16 protein-coding genes and 1 pseudogene are annotated in these 15,965 nt (G+C 63.8%); 8 read left to right on the top strand and 9 right to left on the bottom strand.

All coding sequences use genetic code 11. The features are described from left to right. Positions 1–177: 177 nt before the first annotated feature. Complete coding sequence (locus OXH60_02375; protein ID MDE0710962.1) at positions 178–948, top strand: enoyl-CoA hydratase/isomerase family protein; 771 nt, start codon at positions 178–180, stop codon at positions 946–948. A 189-nt stretch (positions 949–1,137) separates the two neighbouring features. On the opposite strand, the gene OXH60_02370 is transcribed toward OXH60_02375, so the two are convergent. Next, positions 1,138–2,298, bottom strand: coding sequence for a phytanoyl-CoA dioxygenase family protein (locus tag OXH60_02370; GenBank protein MDE0710961.1), 1,161 nt, complete (start codon positions 2,296–2,298; stop codon positions 1,138–1,140). 179 nt (positions 2,299–2,477) lie between these two features. On the opposite strand from OXH60_02370, the gene OXH60_02365 reads away from it, so the two are divergent. Then, the gene (locus tag OXH60_02365) at positions 2,478–3,689 is read left to right on the top strand and encodes an MFS transporter (GenBank protein ID MDE0710960.1); all 1,212 of its coding nucleotides are present in this window, start codon (positions 2,478–2,480) and stop codon (positions 3,687–3,689) included. A 68-nt stretch (positions 3,690–3,757) separates the two neighbouring features. Here the strand turns inward: OXH60_02365 and OXH60_02360 are convergent, their stop codons facing one another. Then, a complete protein-coding gene (locus tag OXH60_02360) occupies positions 3,758–4,048 on the bottom strand; it encodes a HigA family addiction module antitoxin (GenBank protein MDE0710959.1) in 291 nt (96 codons plus the stop codon). Beyond that, positions 4,045–4,272, bottom strand: a pseudogene (locus tag OXH60_02355) (type II toxin-antitoxin system RelE/ParE family toxin). The gene OXH60_02360 and the pseudogene OXH60_02355 overlap by 4 nt, the downstream one beginning before the upstream one ends. 92 nt (positions 4,273–4,364) lie before the next feature. On the opposite strand from OXH60_02355, the gene OXH60_02350 reads away from it, so the two are divergent. Next, positions 4,365–4,511 carry a hypothetical protein gene (locus OXH60_02350; protein MDE0710958.1) on the top strand — a complete coding sequence of 49 codons (147 nt, stop codon included), beginning with the start codon at positions 4,365–4,367 and terminating at the stop codon, positions 4,509–4,511. A gap of 21 nt (positions 4,512–4,532) precedes the next feature. On the opposite strand, the gene OXH60_02345 is transcribed toward OXH60_02350, so the two are convergent. The 3 genes from OXH60_02345 to OXH60_02335 form a co-directional block, all read right to left on the bottom strand. Beyond that, positions 4,533–6,191: a long-chain-fatty-acid--CoA ligase gene (locus OXH60_02345; GenBank protein ID MDE0710957.1), complete on the bottom strand. Its 1,659-nt coding sequence runs from the start codon at positions 6,189–6,191 to the stop codon at positions 4,533–4,535. Between the two features lie 427 nt (positions 6,192–6,618). Further along, positions 6,619–7,464 carry a quinoprotein dehydrogenase-associated SoxYZ-like carrier gene (locus tag OXH60_02340; protein MDE0710956.1) on the bottom strand — a complete coding sequence of 282 codons (846 nt, stop codon included), beginning with the start codon at positions 7,462–7,464 and terminating at the stop codon, positions 6,619–6,621. Positions 7,465–7,548: 84 nt separating this feature from the next. Beyond that, a complete protein-coding gene (locus OXH60_02335; GenBank protein MDE0710955.1) occupies positions 7,549–8,538 on the bottom strand; it encodes a quinoprotein relay system zinc metallohydrolase 2 in 990 nt (329 codons plus the stop codon). Between the two features lie 208 nt (positions 8,539–8,746). On the opposite strand from OXH60_02335, the gene OXH60_02330 reads away from it, so the two are divergent. After that, on the top strand, positions 8,747–9,385 hold the full coding sequence (locus OXH60_02330; GenBank protein MDE0710954.1) for a PQQ-dependent catabolism-associated CXXCW motif protein: 639 nt from the start codon (positions 8,747–8,749) through the stop codon (positions 9,383–9,385). A 20-nt stretch (positions 9,386–9,405) separates the two neighbouring features. Here the strand turns inward: OXH60_02330 and OXH60_02325 are convergent, their stop codons facing one another. After that, the gene (locus tag OXH60_02325) at positions 9,406–10,008 is read right to left on the bottom strand and encodes a DUF3280 domain-containing protein (protein ID MDE0710953.1); all 603 of its coding nucleotides are present in this window, start codon (positions 10,006–10,008) and stop codon (positions 9,406–9,408) included. A 34-nt stretch (positions 10,009–10,042) separates the two neighbouring features. Here OXH60_02325 and OXH60_02320 point away from each other — a divergent pair, with 34 nt between their 5' ends. The 4 genes from OXH60_02320 to OXH60_02305 all read left to right on the top strand — a co-directional run bounded on the left by OXH60_02320 (position 10,043) and on the right by OXH60_02305 (position 14,134). Next, positions 10,043–10,423, top strand: coding sequence for a hypothetical protein (locus OXH60_02320; protein MDE0710952.1), 381 nt, complete (start codon positions 10,043–10,045; stop codon positions 10,421–10,423). Positions 10,424–10,856: 433 nt separating this feature from the next. Continuing rightward, positions 10,857–12,626, top strand: coding sequence for a methanol/ethanol family PQQ-dependent dehydrogenase (locus OXH60_02315; GenBank protein MDE0710951.1), 1,770 nt, complete (start codon positions 10,857–10,859; stop codon positions 12,624–12,626). Positions 12,627–12,797: 171 nt separating this feature from the next. Then, complete coding sequence (locus OXH60_02310; protein ID MDE0710950.1) at positions 12,798–13,250, top strand: cytochrome c; 453 nt, start codon at positions 12,798–12,800, stop codon at positions 13,248–13,250. 53 nt (positions 13,251–13,303) lie between these two features. Beyond that, positions 13,304–14,134: a quinoprotein dehydrogenase-associated putative ABC transporter substrate-binding protein gene (locus OXH60_02305; GenBank protein ID MDE0710949.1), complete on the top strand. Its 831-nt coding sequence runs from the start codon at positions 13,304–13,306 to the stop codon at positions 14,132–14,134. 260 nt (positions 14,135–14,394) lie between these two features. Here the strand turns inward: OXH60_02305 and OXH60_02300 are convergent, their stop codons facing one another. After that, the gene (locus tag OXH60_02300) at positions 14,395–15,540 is read right to left on the bottom strand and encodes an iron-containing alcohol dehydrogenase (protein MDE0710948.1); all 1,146 of its coding nucleotides are present in this window, start codon (positions 15,538–15,540) and stop codon (positions 14,395–14,397) included. Beyond that, on the bottom strand, positions 15,537–15,677 hold the full coding sequence (locus OXH60_02295; GenBank protein MDE0710947.1) for a hypothetical protein: 141 nt from the start codon (positions 15,675–15,677) through the stop codon (positions 15,537–15,539). Before OXH60_02295 ends, OXH60_02300 begins: the two co-directional genes overlap by 4 nt. Positions 15,678–15,965 lie beyond the last annotated feature (288 nt).

Below are 15,965 nucleotides of genomic sequence, written 5' to 3'. Positions count from 1 at the left end.
GACATATATGTTTTACTAGGCTATTGGTCACCGTCGCTGGGAGTTGCGGTTAACGCAAAACACTGTATTTACAGCACATCGTTGATACGAGGTGCGCACCACAGCGAATTCTCGCGGGCTTTGAGAGCGCCCAGATCGTCGGATCCCACTACGAGCAAGCAGAAGGGAAATCCCGATATGGCCGGGAATTACGAGACCTTGAACATTCAGACGGACGGCCCGCTGGTCCGCTTGGAGATGACGCGACCCCGACTGCTGAATGCCGTCGCGATGACCGGCGCACAGGAGCTGCTGGACGCCACCCGGTGGATTGCCGAAGACGAGGCCATCCGCATGGTCGCCATCACCGGTGCGGGCCGGGCATTTTGCACCGGTATGGACCTCAAGGATCTCTCCGCAGGTCGGATTGAACACAGCTACTTCGAGATGTGGGATGCGGCCCTGAGGGCGTTCGAAACGATGGACAAGCTGGTTGTCTGTCTCCTTCACGGCTACGCCATCGGCGGGGGCCTGCAGCTGGCACTGGCATGCGACATTCGCGTGTGCACGCCAACCGCGCGGCTTGGGTTGCCGGCGATCAAGGAAAGCCTGATCCCTGGCCTCGGGACCTTCCGCCTTGCCCGCTATGTCGGGCTAGGGCGCGCCAAGTCGCTGATCATCAGGGGCAACATGATCGATGGGAAGGAAGCGGAACGGATAGGGCTCGTTGATCACCTGGTCCAGGAAGACACCGCACGGGAAGAATTTGAGGGCTGGCTGGCCGAGTACGCCAAATTCAATTCTGCGGCGAGCAGGACCTCCAAGCAGATGCTGGTGGACTGTTTCGACATCGGCTGGGACGCCTTCTTTCGGAAATACCTGTCGCTCCAGGAAAAGGCGATTGCCAGTCCCGACTTTGCCGAGGCCATGGCAGCCTACCGGGCGGGCCGTGACCCAATCTGGGAATAGGCGTCGCAGACCTGCGCTGTGAGCTGCGCCGATTGATGGCACCCTCTATCCGCCACGCCGATCTCGCCTGCCGTTCCGGGATCTGCCCCCAGCCGTTCCGGCGTTGTCGACCGGCAGCAATGAAGCTCGAAACCTCGATAGGAGTGCGAGCGCTCGCCTGCTCGCGCCGGACGTGTCGCCGGTTACGCGCTAAAGCCCCAAGTCAAGCAGGTTGTAGTCCTTCACGGCTGCCCTCGCCGCCTCCGTCCATCGGCAGGCTTCCCCGGCCTCTGCCAGCGGTTTGTATATGTACGGTGTTTCGTCAGGGAAACGTTGGCGCCTGGCATCGATCGCGTAGCCGATCATCCGCGACCGCGTACGGATGCGGGCATCATCGTAATGCGCCACGGCATTGTGCAGTCCGCCGGTCGTGACGCCCAGAACCGAGGCACGCCGGTGAAATCCAAAATTCACGGTCACGCGCCAGTCCGTGCTGGTGTTCGCGAACGACCCGTGCACGACCTGTCGATTCGTGATCGCTACGTCACCCGGCCGGCAAAGGATTGGCACGGCGCCTTGGATTCGGTCCGAACCGCTCTCCTCCACCAGCGCGGCGATGTCGACCTTGCCAAGCCTGTGCGACCCGGGAAGCACCCAGACCCCGTTGGCGGCCGTGCAGCCATAGAGCTGCGCCATGAAGTTGAACCCGTGCGAGCCCTCATCCCAGGTTGGCGAATCCCAGTGTGTGACCCCGTCCTGATGCCACGCGACGGACGCTCCCCTCCCCGGCTCCTTGAGAAACAGTGCCTCGGTGAACGGTACGAAATCATCGCCGTTGATGGCTGCCGCAACTGCGAGCAATTCCGGATGGCCGTACACCCGCAAGCAGGCCTCGGAAAACTGCAGAGACCCGAGGATGAGATACACGACATCCTCGGGAGCGTCGGGCGCGGCTTCCGGCTCGATCATCTTGACAGGGTGTCGGCCGGCAGCTTCTTCGGTCCCGCCAAACGGATCGCCGAGCGGCTTGGCCCAGAACAATGTGGGCGCTTCGCAGTCCGCCCCCAGGGCCGGCCGTCCCAGGGCATCGACATCAGCATCCTTGGCCGCGGGCAGGCGCGACAGGATCTCCTGAACATCCGCTTCGATGTCAGCGAGCTCAGCTTCCTCCAGAACGCCCTCGAAGACGTAGAAGCCGTTGCGCCAGTAAGCCTCGGCGATATCAGGGTGCAGGGCGCCGTCGTCGTCCAGCCGGATTGGGCCGCGGTTGCCGAGTCGCAGGGCACGCGCCTCCCCTTCCCTCATGTAGGCCTGCAGGGCGTCTTCGTGCCGCCCATAGTTCGCGCGAGTGGCTGCAAGCGTTGATTGCATGGATGAACCTCGCATTCGCTTGGCGAGAGCATACCGGCAACCATCGGACACCAGAACCTACGGACGTATCATCGACTTTGGTTAAGCTTCGCCTATAACCCCTGCGTAAGGCTGAACGATGGATCTCGCCATCCGGCCGCACACATTGTGTTGCAGATGGAAATGGGCGGACCGGAACGTTGACTCGCGACCGCATCAGCTTCCTGTTTCTCAACCTCGGCCACTTCTTTGATCACCTGATCATTCTGGTCTTCGCGACCACGGCGGCGCTCGTGCTGGTGCACGAATGGAACATCCCCTATCCCGAACTGATCCCTTACGCGACGCCCGGGTTGATCGCATTCGGGGTCGGCGCTCTTCCCGCGGGCTGGCTTGCGGACAAGTGGAGCCGCGAAGCCATGATGACCGTCTTCTTTCTCGGCCTTGGTGCGGCCAGCACGGCCACCGCGCTCGCCGACACCCCGCTCCAGATCGGTGTCGGCCTGCTCCTGATCGGCCTGTTTGCCTCGATCTACCATCCGGTCGGCCTCGCCCTGGTCGTGGAGGGGCGCCGCCGGACTGGCATGCCGCTGGCCATCAACGGCGTGTTCGGAAACATGGGGGTGGCCTGCGCGGCGCTGCTCACCGGCTGGCTCATCGACGTGGCGGGCTGGCGGGCTGCGTTTGCGGTGCCGGGCACGCTCTGCTTCGCGCTCGGCTGTGCCTACGCGATCTTCTTGTACGGCGGACGACGCCGACCCCGGGACCTTTCGCCGCACCAATCCGGCAAGAAGGGGGATTCTGCCTGGCCAATCGAACTCGACCGACGCTTGCTCGTCCGCGTGTTCGGTGTCGTGTTTTTCACGACGGCGATCGGAGGCCTGATCTTTCAGAGCACCACCTTCGCACTGCCGAAGGTATTCGAGGAACGGCTGAGCGACCTGGCCGGAACGAATACGCTGATCGGTTGGTACGCCTTCCTCGCCTTTGCCGTCGCGGCCTTGGCCCAATTGGTGGTCGGGCATCTGGTCGACAACTACTCGATTCGCACCGTCTTTGCGTGCATCGCCGCCCAGCAGGCCGTGTTGTTCACCGTGATGCAGCACTTGACCGGCGCGGCGGCATTGCTGGTCGCCGTCTGTTTCATGCTGGCGGTGTTCGGACAAATTCCCATCAATGACGTGTTGATCGGGCGTGCCACGTCGAGCGCCTGGCGAAGTCGGGCCTACTCCATCCGCTTCGTCATCACGTTCGCGGTTGCAGCAACGGCGGTGCCGATGATCGCCTTCATCCGTGCCCGATGGGATTTTGCCGCGCTGTTCCTGGTGCTTGCCTTGGCGGCCTCGGCGATCTTTGTCGCGGCCTTGCTGCTTCCGAGCGTCGTAACGCCGTCCCGCACGGCAGCCCGATAATCCGGCGTTCAGGGGGCGTCAAGCCCTCTCGCCTTGAACGGGATCATCCGGTCGGAACCCGATCACCTTCAGGCGACGGTCAGCGGCGTGATGCGGGACAAGTCGACGCTGGTACGAGCCCGGGCCAGATCGTGCGCGCGTTGCAGATTGATCCAGAACTCGGCTGTGGTGCCGAAAAACTTCGAGAGGCGCATCGCGGTATCGATGCTCAGCGCCGTCTCGCCCTTCACCAGCCGCTCGATCCGCGTCCGGGGCACGTCCAGGCGTTTCGCCAGCGTGATCGCGCTCATGCCGAGCGGCACAAGATAGAGTTCCACGAGCACCTCGCCCGGGTGAGAGGGATTCGTCAGCAGCGTCATCTATTGCCCCATCGGTGGTAATCCACGATCTCGACGTCGGCCGGCCCCAGATCGGTCCACACGAAGCAGATGCGCCACTGTTCGTTGATGCGGACTGAGTGCTGGCCGGTGCGATTGCCTTTCAGATCCTCAAGGTGGTTTCCCGGCGGAAATCTTAGGTCTCCAAGGACGACCGCGGCGTTCATCGCCGACAGCATGGCACGTGTCCGCTTCACTAGATGGGTCGGGAAGCCCTTGCCGTAGCGATTCCGGACCGCGTCGGCGACGACCGATACCGCGCCGTTGCGACGGACTCTCCCAGCCTACGCGAACCCCGATGTCGACGACGGTCCAGCCTCGCCATGCGGGCGGGGGCGGGTTTGAAACGGATCGCGGGTTGTTGCTGGTGCAGGAGGAAAACGCACTGATCAACGGGATGACTCAATTGCTGACCGGCTCACTGCCGATCGACAGGGGACAGTAGGCAGTCCTGATGTCACCGAGTCTACGCAGGCGTTTCTTCGGCTGTGTGCATGGCTGCCCGCTCACGTAGCTCCGTCTTGCGTACTTTGCCAGTCGAGGTTTTCGGAAGCTCTCCGAACACGAAGTCGTCCGGCACCTTGTAGCCGGCCAGCCGTTCGCGGCAGAACGATCGAAGGTCTTGCTCGCCGGGTGGTTTACTCCCGGGGCTGACCGAGACAAACGCGACGGGGCGCTCCCCCCATTTCGGATGGGCGCGCCCAACGACAGCTGCTTCCATCACGGCCGGGTGGGCATGCAGGACGTCCTCCACCTCGATGCTCGAAATGTTCTCTCCGCCGGAAATGATGATGTCCTTGGCACGGTCACGGACTTCGACGTAACCATCTCCGTGAACCACGGCCAGGTCACCACTGTGAAACCAGCCTCCGCGGAATGCCTCGCGCGTCGCCTCGGGGTTGTCCAGATATCCCTTCATGACAGTATTCCCGCGGACCAGGATCTCGCCAAGGGTCTCGCCATCTGCAGGCACCGGTTCGAGCGATTCAGGGTCCGCGACCAGCAAATCACCCACTGTCGGATACGGCACTCCCTGACGGGCCATGTGCCGCGCGCGCTCCGGCAGTGAGAGCCTGGCCCACTCGTCCTGGATGACACCCACCGTGGCCGGGCCGAACGTTTCCGTCAGACCGTAGAGATGGGTCACCCTGAAGCCCATCTCCTCCATGCCGGCAATGACCGCGGCCGGCGGCGGGGCTCCGCCCGTATAGACGTCGCACTGCTGTTCGAACCGCCGCCTGGAGGCATGCGGCGCATGGATCAGCATGGTCAGCACGGTCGGAGCGCCGCAGAGCATATTGACCCGCTCATCGGCAATCGCCTGAAACACCCGGTCAGCCACGACGTTGCGCAGACATACGTGCCGCCCGCCTACGATCGCCAGTGCCCAAGTGAAGCACCAGCCATTGCAATGGAACATGGGCAACGTCCACAGGTAGGACGTATCAGCATTCATCCCCGTCACGAGCGCCTGTCCAACAGCGTTGAGGTAGGCACCTCGGTGCTGGAAGACCACGCCTTTCGGGTTGCCCACGGTACCGGACGTGTACAGCACCGATACCGTGTCCCACTCGTCGGCGGGCGGGCGCCATTCAAACTCCGGCGACCCGTTCGAAATCAGGTCCTCGTAGCGCGTCGCGGCGTCGAACATCCGATCGTCGTGAGGCTCGGGGCCTTCCGTGTCCTCGACCACGATCACCCTGGGAGGGTTGTCGAGATGCCGGAGCGCGCGGTTCGCAAGCCCCGCAAATTCGGAATCCACAATCAGTGCGGTGGCCCCGCAGTGATCGAGAATGAACGCGATCTCCCGATCCTGAAGGCGGGTGTTCAACGGATTCAGCACCGCGCCGGCCATCGGGATTCCGTAGTGGGCCTCGAGCATTTCGGGAATGTTGGGCAGGAGGGCGGACACCGTGTCTCCACGTTCGATCCCGGAAGCAAGGAGCCCGTCCGCGAGCCTGCGGCACCGGTCCCGAAAGCCCCGCCACGTGATGCGCTTCGCCCCGTGGACAATGGCAACACGCTCGGGCCAGATGCGAGCCGCACGTTCCAGGAAACCGATCGGATTAAGTGGAGAGTGATTGGCGTCGACCCGGCCCAGGCCGGCTGCGGAAGGCGTCGTCATGGAGGGCGCTCGACTGGATGGTAATGAGCGGCCAAGCATAGTGAAGGGTTACTCGTGGGCCGACTCGGACGGCGACCGTCCCGGGCAGCTGCTTGCGCCACGGTATCGGCCCTGGGCAGCCACCGGCCGATGCGGGCAACCTTCGTGTTGCCGAGCTGGCTGCCCGGCGCTACTCCGCACAGAGGTTTGGTCAGCTCGGCAGCGGAACCAGTCGCTCACTGACGTTGCGCCTGGACCCTTCGCTCGGGGGCGGGACAGCCTGGCCATGAGCTGCGCCGCTCAAGCTGCTGCGAAGTTCTCCGCTGCCATCTCTCTGGCACGCTCGCGGGCCTGACGTACGGTGGCCAGTCCCTCCGGAGCCGGATTCACGGTTAGGCGCGGCGGTTCGACGTACTGCCGCTCGAACAGCGGCCAGCGCCGTCCGTTCCTACTGCACCGGATTGACCGGAGCGACCTCCTCTCCGACCGGGGCTTTTGCGACGGACCCCGGAACACTCCAGGCGCGCGCAAACATTTCCCCGTCGCTGTCGGTAACCCGAACCGACAATTCGCCCGGCCCGTCGGGCACGTAGTGGAAGCGGACAGCCGGGTTCTCGCTGAGCGAGAAATTCGATTCAACTGCCAGTACCGGCTGGTCTCCGTAGTGCACTTCAATGCTGTCGACGAAGTACGCGAGTACGTAGTGGCGCGTCACCTGGTCCATCTGCATCCCAGTGTGATTGGGATGGCTCACCAGAAGTTGCGCGCTGTTCGGCTCCCCCCACAGTACCGGGTCGGACCGGCGGAGCTTCATCCTGCCGAGGCTTGCTAGCGCGGCCTCCGGATCCTTCCCGGCTGGCGCGGAGCAGCCCCCGGACGCCTTCACGTAACGCTTGGCCATGTGCAGCTCGCCGTCATTGGTCTCGGCCACCGCGCGCACATGCGTGTAGGCATTGACCCGAATCCGGGTACTGATGGCCGCCCAACCGCTCGCCTCTGTGAAATGGAATTGTCCTGCCATCGGCAACGGGTTCTCGTCCACGATCAGCGTGATCGTCTTGACGAAACGCTCGTTCGTTTGCGGAAAGGCGGCTTCGAAGGTGATGGGGACCAACGCCGCGTCGTGGGCCCGATACGGCGCTTCCAAGGACACGACGCCGCTTTCCTCATGAATTTGACGATCGCCGAACAACGACTCGCGAAGGTCATGCCAGCGACTCTCGTCCTCGGTCGCGCCCCATGCCGGAATGCCGACCGCCATGGCCAGCAGGAAGGTGGTTACGGCAACTCTCATGGCTTCCCTTTCACCGATGCTGGCTCGCAATTCTAGCACGGAGTCGCGCCTACACCTGCCTCCGCGGTCGGCGAATGCAACGCCCTACTCCCATTCGAGTTCCGTGAAGCTTGCCGTGACGTTCCGGGGGTGATCCTCGGCAAACCGTACCCACTTCGATCGCTCCTCCGACGCGACCCAGCCGATGGCGTTTTCGATGGTCCCTCCCGCCGCGATCTCGATCCGCACGTCGCGCAGAAGCGCTTGGAGGTACCGCTCCTGCGCGTGGAGCGCGCTCGGCCAGCGCACCGATGCAGGGCCGTGTCCGGGAACCACCCGCACCGCCGGCACGGCCCGAAGGTCATCCATCACGGCCAGCCACCCCTTCAGGCTGCCGTCCACGATCGGCAGACGTTCGACGAACACGAGGTCACCGGCAAACAGGGTGCGAGTGCGTCGGTCGTAGACGGTGAGATCGTTATCGGTGTGCGCGGTGGCGTGTGCCGTCACTTTCAGGACTCGTCCACCGAGATTGATGTGAATGGAATCCGCCACCTCCAGGGTCGGCCCGATTGCCTTGGTTCCGGCGAATTTCGGGCCGACGTTCCGGGTGCCCGCTTCGAGATAGAACTCCGCCCGCGCGGCCAGGGCAGCGCCGAGGCGGCGATGCCCGACGAACTCGACCGTCGGACCTGCGAAGGCACCATTCCCCAGCAGATGATCGGGATGCACGTGGGTGTTGATCACGTGGCTCACGGGAAGGTCCGTAATCTCCTCCAGCGCGGCGCGCAGCTGCAGCCCGAATTCGAGGCTGCCGCCACTATCGATGAGCGCCACGGACTGTTCACCGACTACGATCGCCACGTTCCCGACCGCACCCAGATTGCTGTCGCTGGCGTCGGTGTGCGGACCCGTGTAGACGTAGATGCCCTGCGCCACGGGCTTCAGCTGGATGGCTTCCGCGGCAACGGTGGGCGAAGGCCCCAGAACCGCACCTACGACCGCCAGCCAGAGCCACGCAGTCCGAGCCTGCACGCGGAGTACCGTCCGCGAACCGGGCGAGCCCATCAATGCCCGTGCCATTCCATGCAACATGTCCCTGATCTCCGGTTCCTCAACCAGATTATGCAACGGAGGCGCTTCATGCCCCGATTCCCGGGCCGGCAAAGCTATCGCGGTTCAGCCGCTGGGCCTGCTGCCGGTTATCGGCACCAGGCGTTGGCGAACGGATGAGGCATCGTCCGCATGGCTGCCTCCGGAACCGGGCCCCGCGCCCCGGCTCGCTGCCCGGTCGTGTGACTCCATGACGTCAGTCCCAGAAAAATCGAGGATAGCGGCGTGGCAGCGGCGGTCTCTGTCGGCTGCCGCAGTTCCGCTCGGCCTCGCCATCGCCCTGTCGGTGCTGCTGACACCGAACCCGGGTTCGGCGGATGGCCACGCATGCCTTGCCGATGAGCCGCCGTCGTATCGCACGTCCGAGTTCCGGGCGGCGGTGCCCTGCTCGCTCGACGGCGCCACAGTGGTCACCACCGAGGCGCTCCAGACCCTGCTGGATCATGGCGACCCGCTGCTGATCGACGTGTTTCCGGCGCCTCGGGCGCCGAAGGTCGTGCGCGACAGCGAAGACCACCTGTGGTTGCCGCCGATCCGGGACAGCCTTCCCGGGACCGTGTGGCTGCCGAACGTGGGTCTCGGCGTGCTACCGGTCGAAGAGGAGAACTACTTTCGCGCGAACCTGGAACGGTTCACCGGCGGCGACCGGACGAGGACGATCGTCTTTTTCTGCCTGAGCGACTGCTGGATGTCTTGGAATGCGGCGCGCCGTGCCCTGGACTGGAGCTACTCGTCGATCGTTTGGTATCCCGAAGGCACCGACGGCTGGGAGGCCGCCGGTCTCGAACTGACCGAAGTCTCGCCAGTGGAGCGGACCGAGGGACAGTAGGCGGACGCGCCGCCGCCCCGTCACCGGCGCGCGGCGAGCCGATCCACGAGAATGTGATCGAGCATGTAGGTCGTGGCATGCCGCCAGGTCCGTTCGGTGTTGCCGCGCAGGTCGACGAACGCATGCCCAACGGAAGTTCCCGTCTCGACGTCGATCGCCACGACATTGAGGTTCAGAATGAGGTTGCTGACAAACTGAACCCACCCCACCAGCACCCAGTCCGCCTCGAGGCTGCGTGCGATGCCCCGCTCGCAACCGTTGCAGGCGTGCAGGCGCTGCAATGGCTTGGCCTCTCGGATCGCCTGCCGCGTGGCAGCGGCGGGCACAACGTCGTAACCCTCCGCACGGAGTCGCGTGCGGATCAGCTCAGCGACCAGGTCGAGGCGGTGCCGTTCTTCTTCCGTGATCGTGTGCGCATCCGGCAGGTAATCGGCCTTCAGGAGTTCGACATCGAGCACCGCGACGCGGATGGGTGTTCCCCCGGCCTGCGCGCAGGCGGGAACCGCCACGGCCGCGGCCACGGCAAGCGCCACAAGCCAACGATGGCAGGCACGCCCAGCCACGGTCGTCAACCGTCCAGCAGCTTTGACCTTGCTCGCCCCCGCGCCGCCATTGATTATCATGCTGAATGCTCCTGTCGGCCGGGTGGCTCGATTTATGAAAAAGGTCTTGCTGGCACTTGCAGTGTTTGTCGGGTTCGGCACGGAATGCGGGTCGGCCAACGACTTTCCCACGCAGGCCCGTGTCGAATTCGTGCTCGCCTGCATGGGGCTGGAGGGCGGTCAGAGTTACGACACGCTCTATCCTTGCGTCTGCATGATCGACCGGATCGCGTCGCAGATCTCCTATGAAGACTACACGACTGCCGAGACCCTGAGCTTCCTGTATTCCACTCCAGGCGAGCGGGGCGGCATCTTCCGCGACGCCGCGCCCGAGGCGAGATCTCGCATCGCCCAATTTCAATCGCTGCGTCAGGAGGCTGAAGTCGCTTGTTTTATATCGCGGAAGAGAAAGAGCTCGGACGAAGATTCCGGCTAAGACAGCGCCCGAAATCTGACTGAACCAGGAGCCCGGTTCGGCGGCCCGCGTCAGTTCGGTGTGGGTCCTGTTGCCGCAATTCTGGTCTCGGCGCCTATCGCGCGCGGCAGCGCCCGCCGGACTCCGTCACGGCTCGCCCTTTCCCAGGCGACGGTCGGATGGTGGTCGAGAGGTGCCGGCTGCGAACCCTGTAGCGGAAAACGCAAGTCATACATGCAATGCGTTTGATTTGGTGCTTTAATCTAGAGGCTGGCCATCCGCACCCGCTCTTGTGCGCCCCGCGGGTCTTTTTTGGTCGGTGTGACGGGCGCACTCCTTCAAAATGGAGCGCTCAGGCAACTGGTCGTTTCAGGGGAGTGTGGCATCACCGAATTCCATGCAACGGATGAGAATCATGATTACCAGAATTCCATCCCTCATCGCCGCGATTGCGATGGGGGTGCTTGTCGCTGTGCCGGTCTCTGTGTCGGCCAACGACGACGTCAAGGCGCTCAGCGCCGACGTCAACAACTGGGCGATGTGGGGCCGTACCTATGACGGTGCCCGGTATAGCCCGCTTTCAGAAATCAACGCCGGAAACGTGGGCAGTCTTCAGGTAGCCTGGACCTTCTCCACTGGGGTTCTGCGTGGGCACGAGGGTGGTCCGATGGTAATCGGTGACACGATGTTCGTGCACACCCCGTTCCCCAACAAGGTGTTCTCGATCAACCTCGCCGATCAGACGATCAACTGGGCGTACGTCCCCGTACAGGACCCATCTGTCATTCCGGTTATGTGCTGTGACACGGTCTACCGTGGCCTGGCCTACGCCGAAGGCAAGATCTTCCTGCAGCAGGCGGACACCACGTTGGTCGCGCTTGACGCGAACTCCGGCGAGGTGATCTGGAGCGTGGTGAACGGGGACCCGTCCGCCGGCTCCACCAACACCAACGCCCCGATCGTGGTCAACGACAAGGTGTACACCGGGATCAGCGGCGGTGAGTTTGGCGTCCGCGGCTTCCTTGCTGCGTACAACATCAACGACGGAAGCCTGGTCTGGAAGGGCTACAGCACGGGTCCCGACGATGAGATGCTCATCGATCCGGAAAACACCACGCATATGCTGGAGCCGGTCGGTCCCAATTCCAGTCTGGATTCCTGGGAAGGAGACCAGTGGAAAATCGGTGGCGGCACCACGTGGGGCTGGTTCACCTACGACCCTGACCTGAACCTCATCTACTACGGCACCGGCAACCCGAGCACCTGGAACCCGGTGGTCCGCCCGGGCGACAACAAGTGGTCGATGACCATCTTCGCGCGTGACGCTGACACTGGTATGGCCCGATGGGTCTACCAGATGACGCCGCACGACGAATGGGACTACGACGGTGTCAACGAGGGCATCCTTGCCGACATCGAAATCGATGGCGTAATGCGCAAGGTGATTGTGCACTTCGACCGTAACGGTTTCGGCTACACGCTTGACCGTGCCACGGGCGAGCTCCTGGTCGCCGAGAAGTACGACCCGGCCACCAACTGGGCCACGCACGTCGACATGGAGACGGGCCGTCCACAGGTGGTAGCGGAGTACAGCACCGACCAGCAGGGCGAAGATGTCAACACCCAGAACATCTGCCCGGCCGCGCTTGGATCGAAAGACCAGCAACCGGCCGCGTTCTCGCCGCGCACCGGCCTCTTCTACGTGCCGACGAACCACGTCTGCATGGACTACGAGCCGTTCCGTGTCGAGTACGTCTCCGGGCAGCCGTACGTCGGGGCAACGCTGAGCATGTTCCCCGCTGGCCGGGTAACCGGCGACGGGACCGACAACCTCGGCAACTTCATCGCGTGGGATGCCGCCAAGGGTGAGATCGTCTGGTCCGTACCGGAACAGTTCTCCGTCTGGAGCGGCGCGCTGGCGACTGCTGGTGACATCGTCTTCTACGGGACTCTCGACGGCCGTCTGAAGGCAGTCGACGCCAACTCCGGTGCGGAGCTTTACAGCTTCAAGACCCCGTCCGGCATCATCGGCAACGTGAACACCTGGACCTTTGAGGGCAAGCAGTACGTCGGCGTGCTCTCCGGTGTGGGCGGCTGGGCCGGCATCGGCATGGCCGCTGGCCTGGAAGGCGACACCGACGGGCTTGGTGCCGTCGGCGCCTACCGAGGCCTGAACCAGCACACCCAGCTCGGCGGCGTGCTGACCGTGTTCGCGCTCCCGTAGGGCCGATACGCGACAGGATGACAGGCGGCGCGACCGCTGGTCACTAGTCCACTTGACCGGCTGCGGCATTCATGCCGCAGCCGGTCTTTCTTTGAAGGCCGGATCCGGCAGGGCATGTGGCGACAGCGATTGCCGACCCTGCGCATCCACTCAGCAAACGGAGCCAGCACATTGCTTCAGAAATTTGGCGTTACCGTTGCCGGCCTAGTGGCGGGAGCCATGATCAGCGCCGGGAACCTAGTCGTCACGACTGCGGCGGAAGAGGCGGAACCGCCCCCTTATGAAGGACACATTCAGTGCGAAACGGAGGGTGACCTCAGCACGTGCCAGATCGATCTCTGGCTAACCCGCGGTTATCGGGCATTCAGCCAGTGCCAGGTCTGCCACGGTCTGACAGGTGATGGCAGCACGATCGGACCCAGCCTTGTTCAAAAGCTCCGCCAGATTGATCTCGACCGTTTCATGGAAGTCGTCGTGAACGGCTACGAAGGGCAGATCGGGGTGATGCCGGGCTGGGGAACCAACCCCAACGTCATGAATTACATTGATCAACTCTACGCCTATCTCCTGGCACGGGCCGACGGGGTGCTCCCGGCTGGCAGGCTGAAGCGATACGATCGATGATGTTTCTCCCCTGGCCGGATGGCTGCCCCCGCTCCCCCGGGGTGGCCAGATGCTTGACGCTTGCGCTTGCGATTGCAGGTGCATGTGCCCTCCCGGTCGCGGCAGGCAGCGCCGAGCGGACTGCCTTCAAGGTCTGCGCTGATGCCAACTACCTGCCCTGGTCAAATGACCGCCAGGAGGGTTTCGAAAATCACATTGCATCGCTGTTGGCCGAGCAACTCAACCTGCCGGTGGAATACACCTGGTTTCCGCAGCGAATGGGATTCATCCGGAACACGCTTCGTGCAAGGGGCGATGACGGTGTCTACCGGTGCGACGTCGTGATGGGCCTGCCGGACGGGTTTGAACTCGCGATCACGACTGATCCCTACTACCGCTCCACTTACGCGCTCGTTTTCGTGGAGGGGCGTGGGCTTGATTCCGTCCGGTCGGTCTCGGATCTGCAGAAGCTGGACGCTTCGCAACGGAATTCCCTCAGGTTTGGTCTGGCGGAACGCAACCCGGGGACGCTGTGGCTGGCCGAGCACGCCATGCTGAGCCGGCTTACAAAAGCCTACGCATCTCAGCATGGCGACCCCGACGTGCGACCCGGACAGCTTGAGCAGGAGGATCTGCTTGCCGGCAACATCGACCTCACGTTCATGTGGGGGCCCATCGCCGGACACTTCGTCCGAAGCAACCCTGACGTACCGATCCGGGTCATTCCCGTGGAATCACAAGCGGGCCTGCAGATGCACTTCGGCATTTCGATAGGGGTACGCTTCGGCGAACAGGACTGGAAGGCGCAGCTTCAGGCGTTGCTGGACGCCAATGCCGATGCCATCGAGGCCATCCTGCGTGAACACGCCGTCCCCCTGGTGGACGCGGAGGGGCGCCTGCTTTAGCCCGATCACCGTACTTCCGGTTCGAGTCCACGCCACACTGAAGCCACCGGCAGTGCGACCTCGGTCAATGTGCCAAGTAGACCAGCCCTGCGCTCCGGCCCCGGAGGGCAGGGTGTTCCATGTCGCACGCGCCTCGCTCGCCGGTGCGACGTATTGGGCGGCCGGAATTATTGCTTGCTGGGCGGCACGTCCGCGCAGCTGCCGCATCACACCGGTGGATGGATGGGGCACAGGACGGCTGACCGCGGGTCTCGGGATCATTACATGCAGGCCTCGAACAGTGCCCGCGTATTCGCCGCCGTCATCGGCACCGGATTGCCCCCGACCGACGGATCTTCGAGTGCCATTGTCGTGAGTTCATCCAGGCACTGGTGAGGAACCCCCATCTCGGTCAGCGTCTTCGGAATGCCAAGCTCTTCGCGAAGTTCCATCACCCGACCGTAGAACGCGGCGTATCCGCCCCGAAGCCCGAGATAGGCGGCAGCAATGGCCAGCCGGTCCTCGACCGCCGAGCGATTGAAGTCGAGGACGTATGGCATCACGCATGCGTTCGTGGTGCCATGGTGGGTGTCGTACACGGCGCCAACCGGGTGGCTGAGCGCGTGGATGGCGCCCAGTCCTTTCTGAAAGGCGACTGCCCCCATGGTGGCGGCCGCCATCATGTTCGCCCGGGCCACGAGATCCGTACCGTCAGCGTACGCGCGCAGCAGATTCTCGTGCACCAGACGCATGCCCTCGAGCGCGATGCCCTGCCCCATGGGGTGGTAGTGCGGTGAGCAGTACGCCTCAAGGCAGTGCGCAAAGGCATCCATTCCGGTACCGGCGGTGATCGGCTTGGGCAGGTCGACGGTTAGTTCCGGATCGATGATCACCACCGTCGGCAGCACCCGGGGATGGAAAATGATCTTCTTCACATGGGTTTCGGTATTGAGAATGACGCTGGTTCGGCCCACTTCGGATCCCGTACCGGCAGTAGTGGGAACAGCCACCACGGGCGCGATGCCGTTGGGGTTCGCCCGCCGCCACCAATCGCCGATATCCTCGAAGTCCCATAAGGGGCGTGACTGACCGGACATGAAGGCAACCGCCTTGCCGAGATCAAGGCCGGAACCGCCGCCGAACGCAACGACGCCATCATGCCCTCCCTCGCGAAAGCGCGCGAGGCCAGCTTGCAGGTTCCGGTCGCTCGGATTGGGATCGACGTCGGAGAAGATTGAGCGCCCCAACCCGGCGGCATCCAAGACGTCGAGGGTGGCCCGCGTCAGCGACAACGCGGCCAGCCCTCGGTCCGTGACGAACAACGGGTGGCGGATGTTGGCTTCGCCACACGCGCTCGGCAGTTCCTCAATTCGTCCCGCGCCGAACCGGATGGTCGTCGGGTACGACCAGTCCGCCGTGAGCGTCATCCGGACGCCTTCTTCAAGTGGAAGGATTTCGGCCGGGTCAGGTTGTGGTAGCCGATTTTCGACAGTCCCCCACCTTTACCGGTGAGCTTGCAGCCGGTCCAGCAAAGCGCCGGATCAAGGTAGTCGGCCCGATTCATGAAGACGGTCCCGGTCGCCGCGGCCAAGTGCGCCAAATCGGGCGGGAATCGCGTTGGACGCGTGCTCGCAAACGACTAGCACCGGAGCTGGGCCGACACCGTCGAGCTTTGCAACCTGCGGTGGGCCGTCCATTGCGCCTGCCGCCGGCTCCCAAATCGCCGACCGGGAGTGTTCCCCGCAGATCGGACGAGCCTGCTCCATCAGCGCGGCAGGAGAGCACCAGCCCACGGCGGCTGGGCCTTACCGACCAAGCGGGAGCACCGTCGATCTCGTGCGCGCCGCTTCGG

It is taken from the genome of Rhodospirillales bacterium, assembly GCA_028824295.1.
GTDB lineage: Bacteria > Pseudomonadota > Alphaproteobacteria > TMED109 > TMED109 > VXPW01.
Note: the sequence above shows the minus strand (reverse complement) of the source record. Positions and strands in the feature narration are given on the sequence as shown.

Excerpts from the sequence above, each read along its gene's own strand:
- OXH60_02315 (MDE0710951.1), top strand. The coding sequence starts at position 10,857 with ATGGGGGTGCTTGTCGCTGTGCCGGTCTCTGTGTCGGCCAACGACGAC.
- OXH60_02335 (MDE0710955.1), bottom strand. The coding sequence starts at position 8,538 with ATGTTGCATGGAATGGCACGGGCATTGATGGGCTCGCCCGGTTCGCGG.
- OXH60_02370 (MDE0710961.1), bottom strand. The coding sequence starts at position 2,298 with ATGCAATCAACGCTTGCAGCCACTCGCGCGAACTATGGGCGGCACGAA.
- OXH60_02325 (MDE0710953.1), bottom strand. The coding sequence starts at position 10,008 with ATGATAATCAATGGCGGCGCGGGGGCGAGCAAGGTCAAAGCTGCTGGA.
- OXH60_02295 (MDE0710947.1), bottom strand. The coding sequence starts at position 15,677 with ATGAATCGGGCCGACTACCTTGATCCGGCGCTTTGCTGGACCGGCTGC.
- OXH60_02350 (MDE0710958.1), top strand. The coding sequence starts at position 4,365 with ATGTCGACGACGGTCCAGCCTCGCCATGCGGGCGGGGGCGGGTTTGAA.
- OXH60_02320 (MDE0710952.1), top strand. The coding sequence starts at position 10,043 with ATGAAAAAGGTCTTGCTGGCACTTGCAGTGTTTGTCGGGTTCGGCACG.
- OXH60_02300 (MDE0710948.1), bottom strand. The coding sequence starts at position 15,540 with ATGACGCTCACGGCGGACTGGTCGTACCCGACGACCATCCGGTTCGGC.
- OXH60_02330 (MDE0710954.1), top strand. The coding sequence starts at position 8,747 with ATGACGTCAGTCCCAGAAAAATCGAGGATAGCGGCGTGGCAGCGGCGG.
- OXH60_02360 (MDE0710959.1), bottom strand. The coding sequence starts at position 4,048 with ATGACGCTGCTGACGAATCCCTCTCACCCGGGCGAGGTGCTCGTGGAA.
- OXH60_02340 (MDE0710956.1), bottom strand. The coding sequence starts at position 7,464 with ATGAGAGTTGCCGTAACCACCTTCCTGCTGGCCATGGCGGTCGGCATT.
- OXH60_02375 (MDE0710962.1), top strand. The coding sequence starts at position 178 with ATGGCCGGGAATTACGAGACCTTGAACATTCAGACGGACGGCCCGCTG.
- OXH60_02345 (MDE0710957.1), bottom strand. The coding sequence starts at position 6,191 with ATGACGACGCCTTCCGCAGCCGGCCTGGGCCGGGTCGACGCCAATCAC.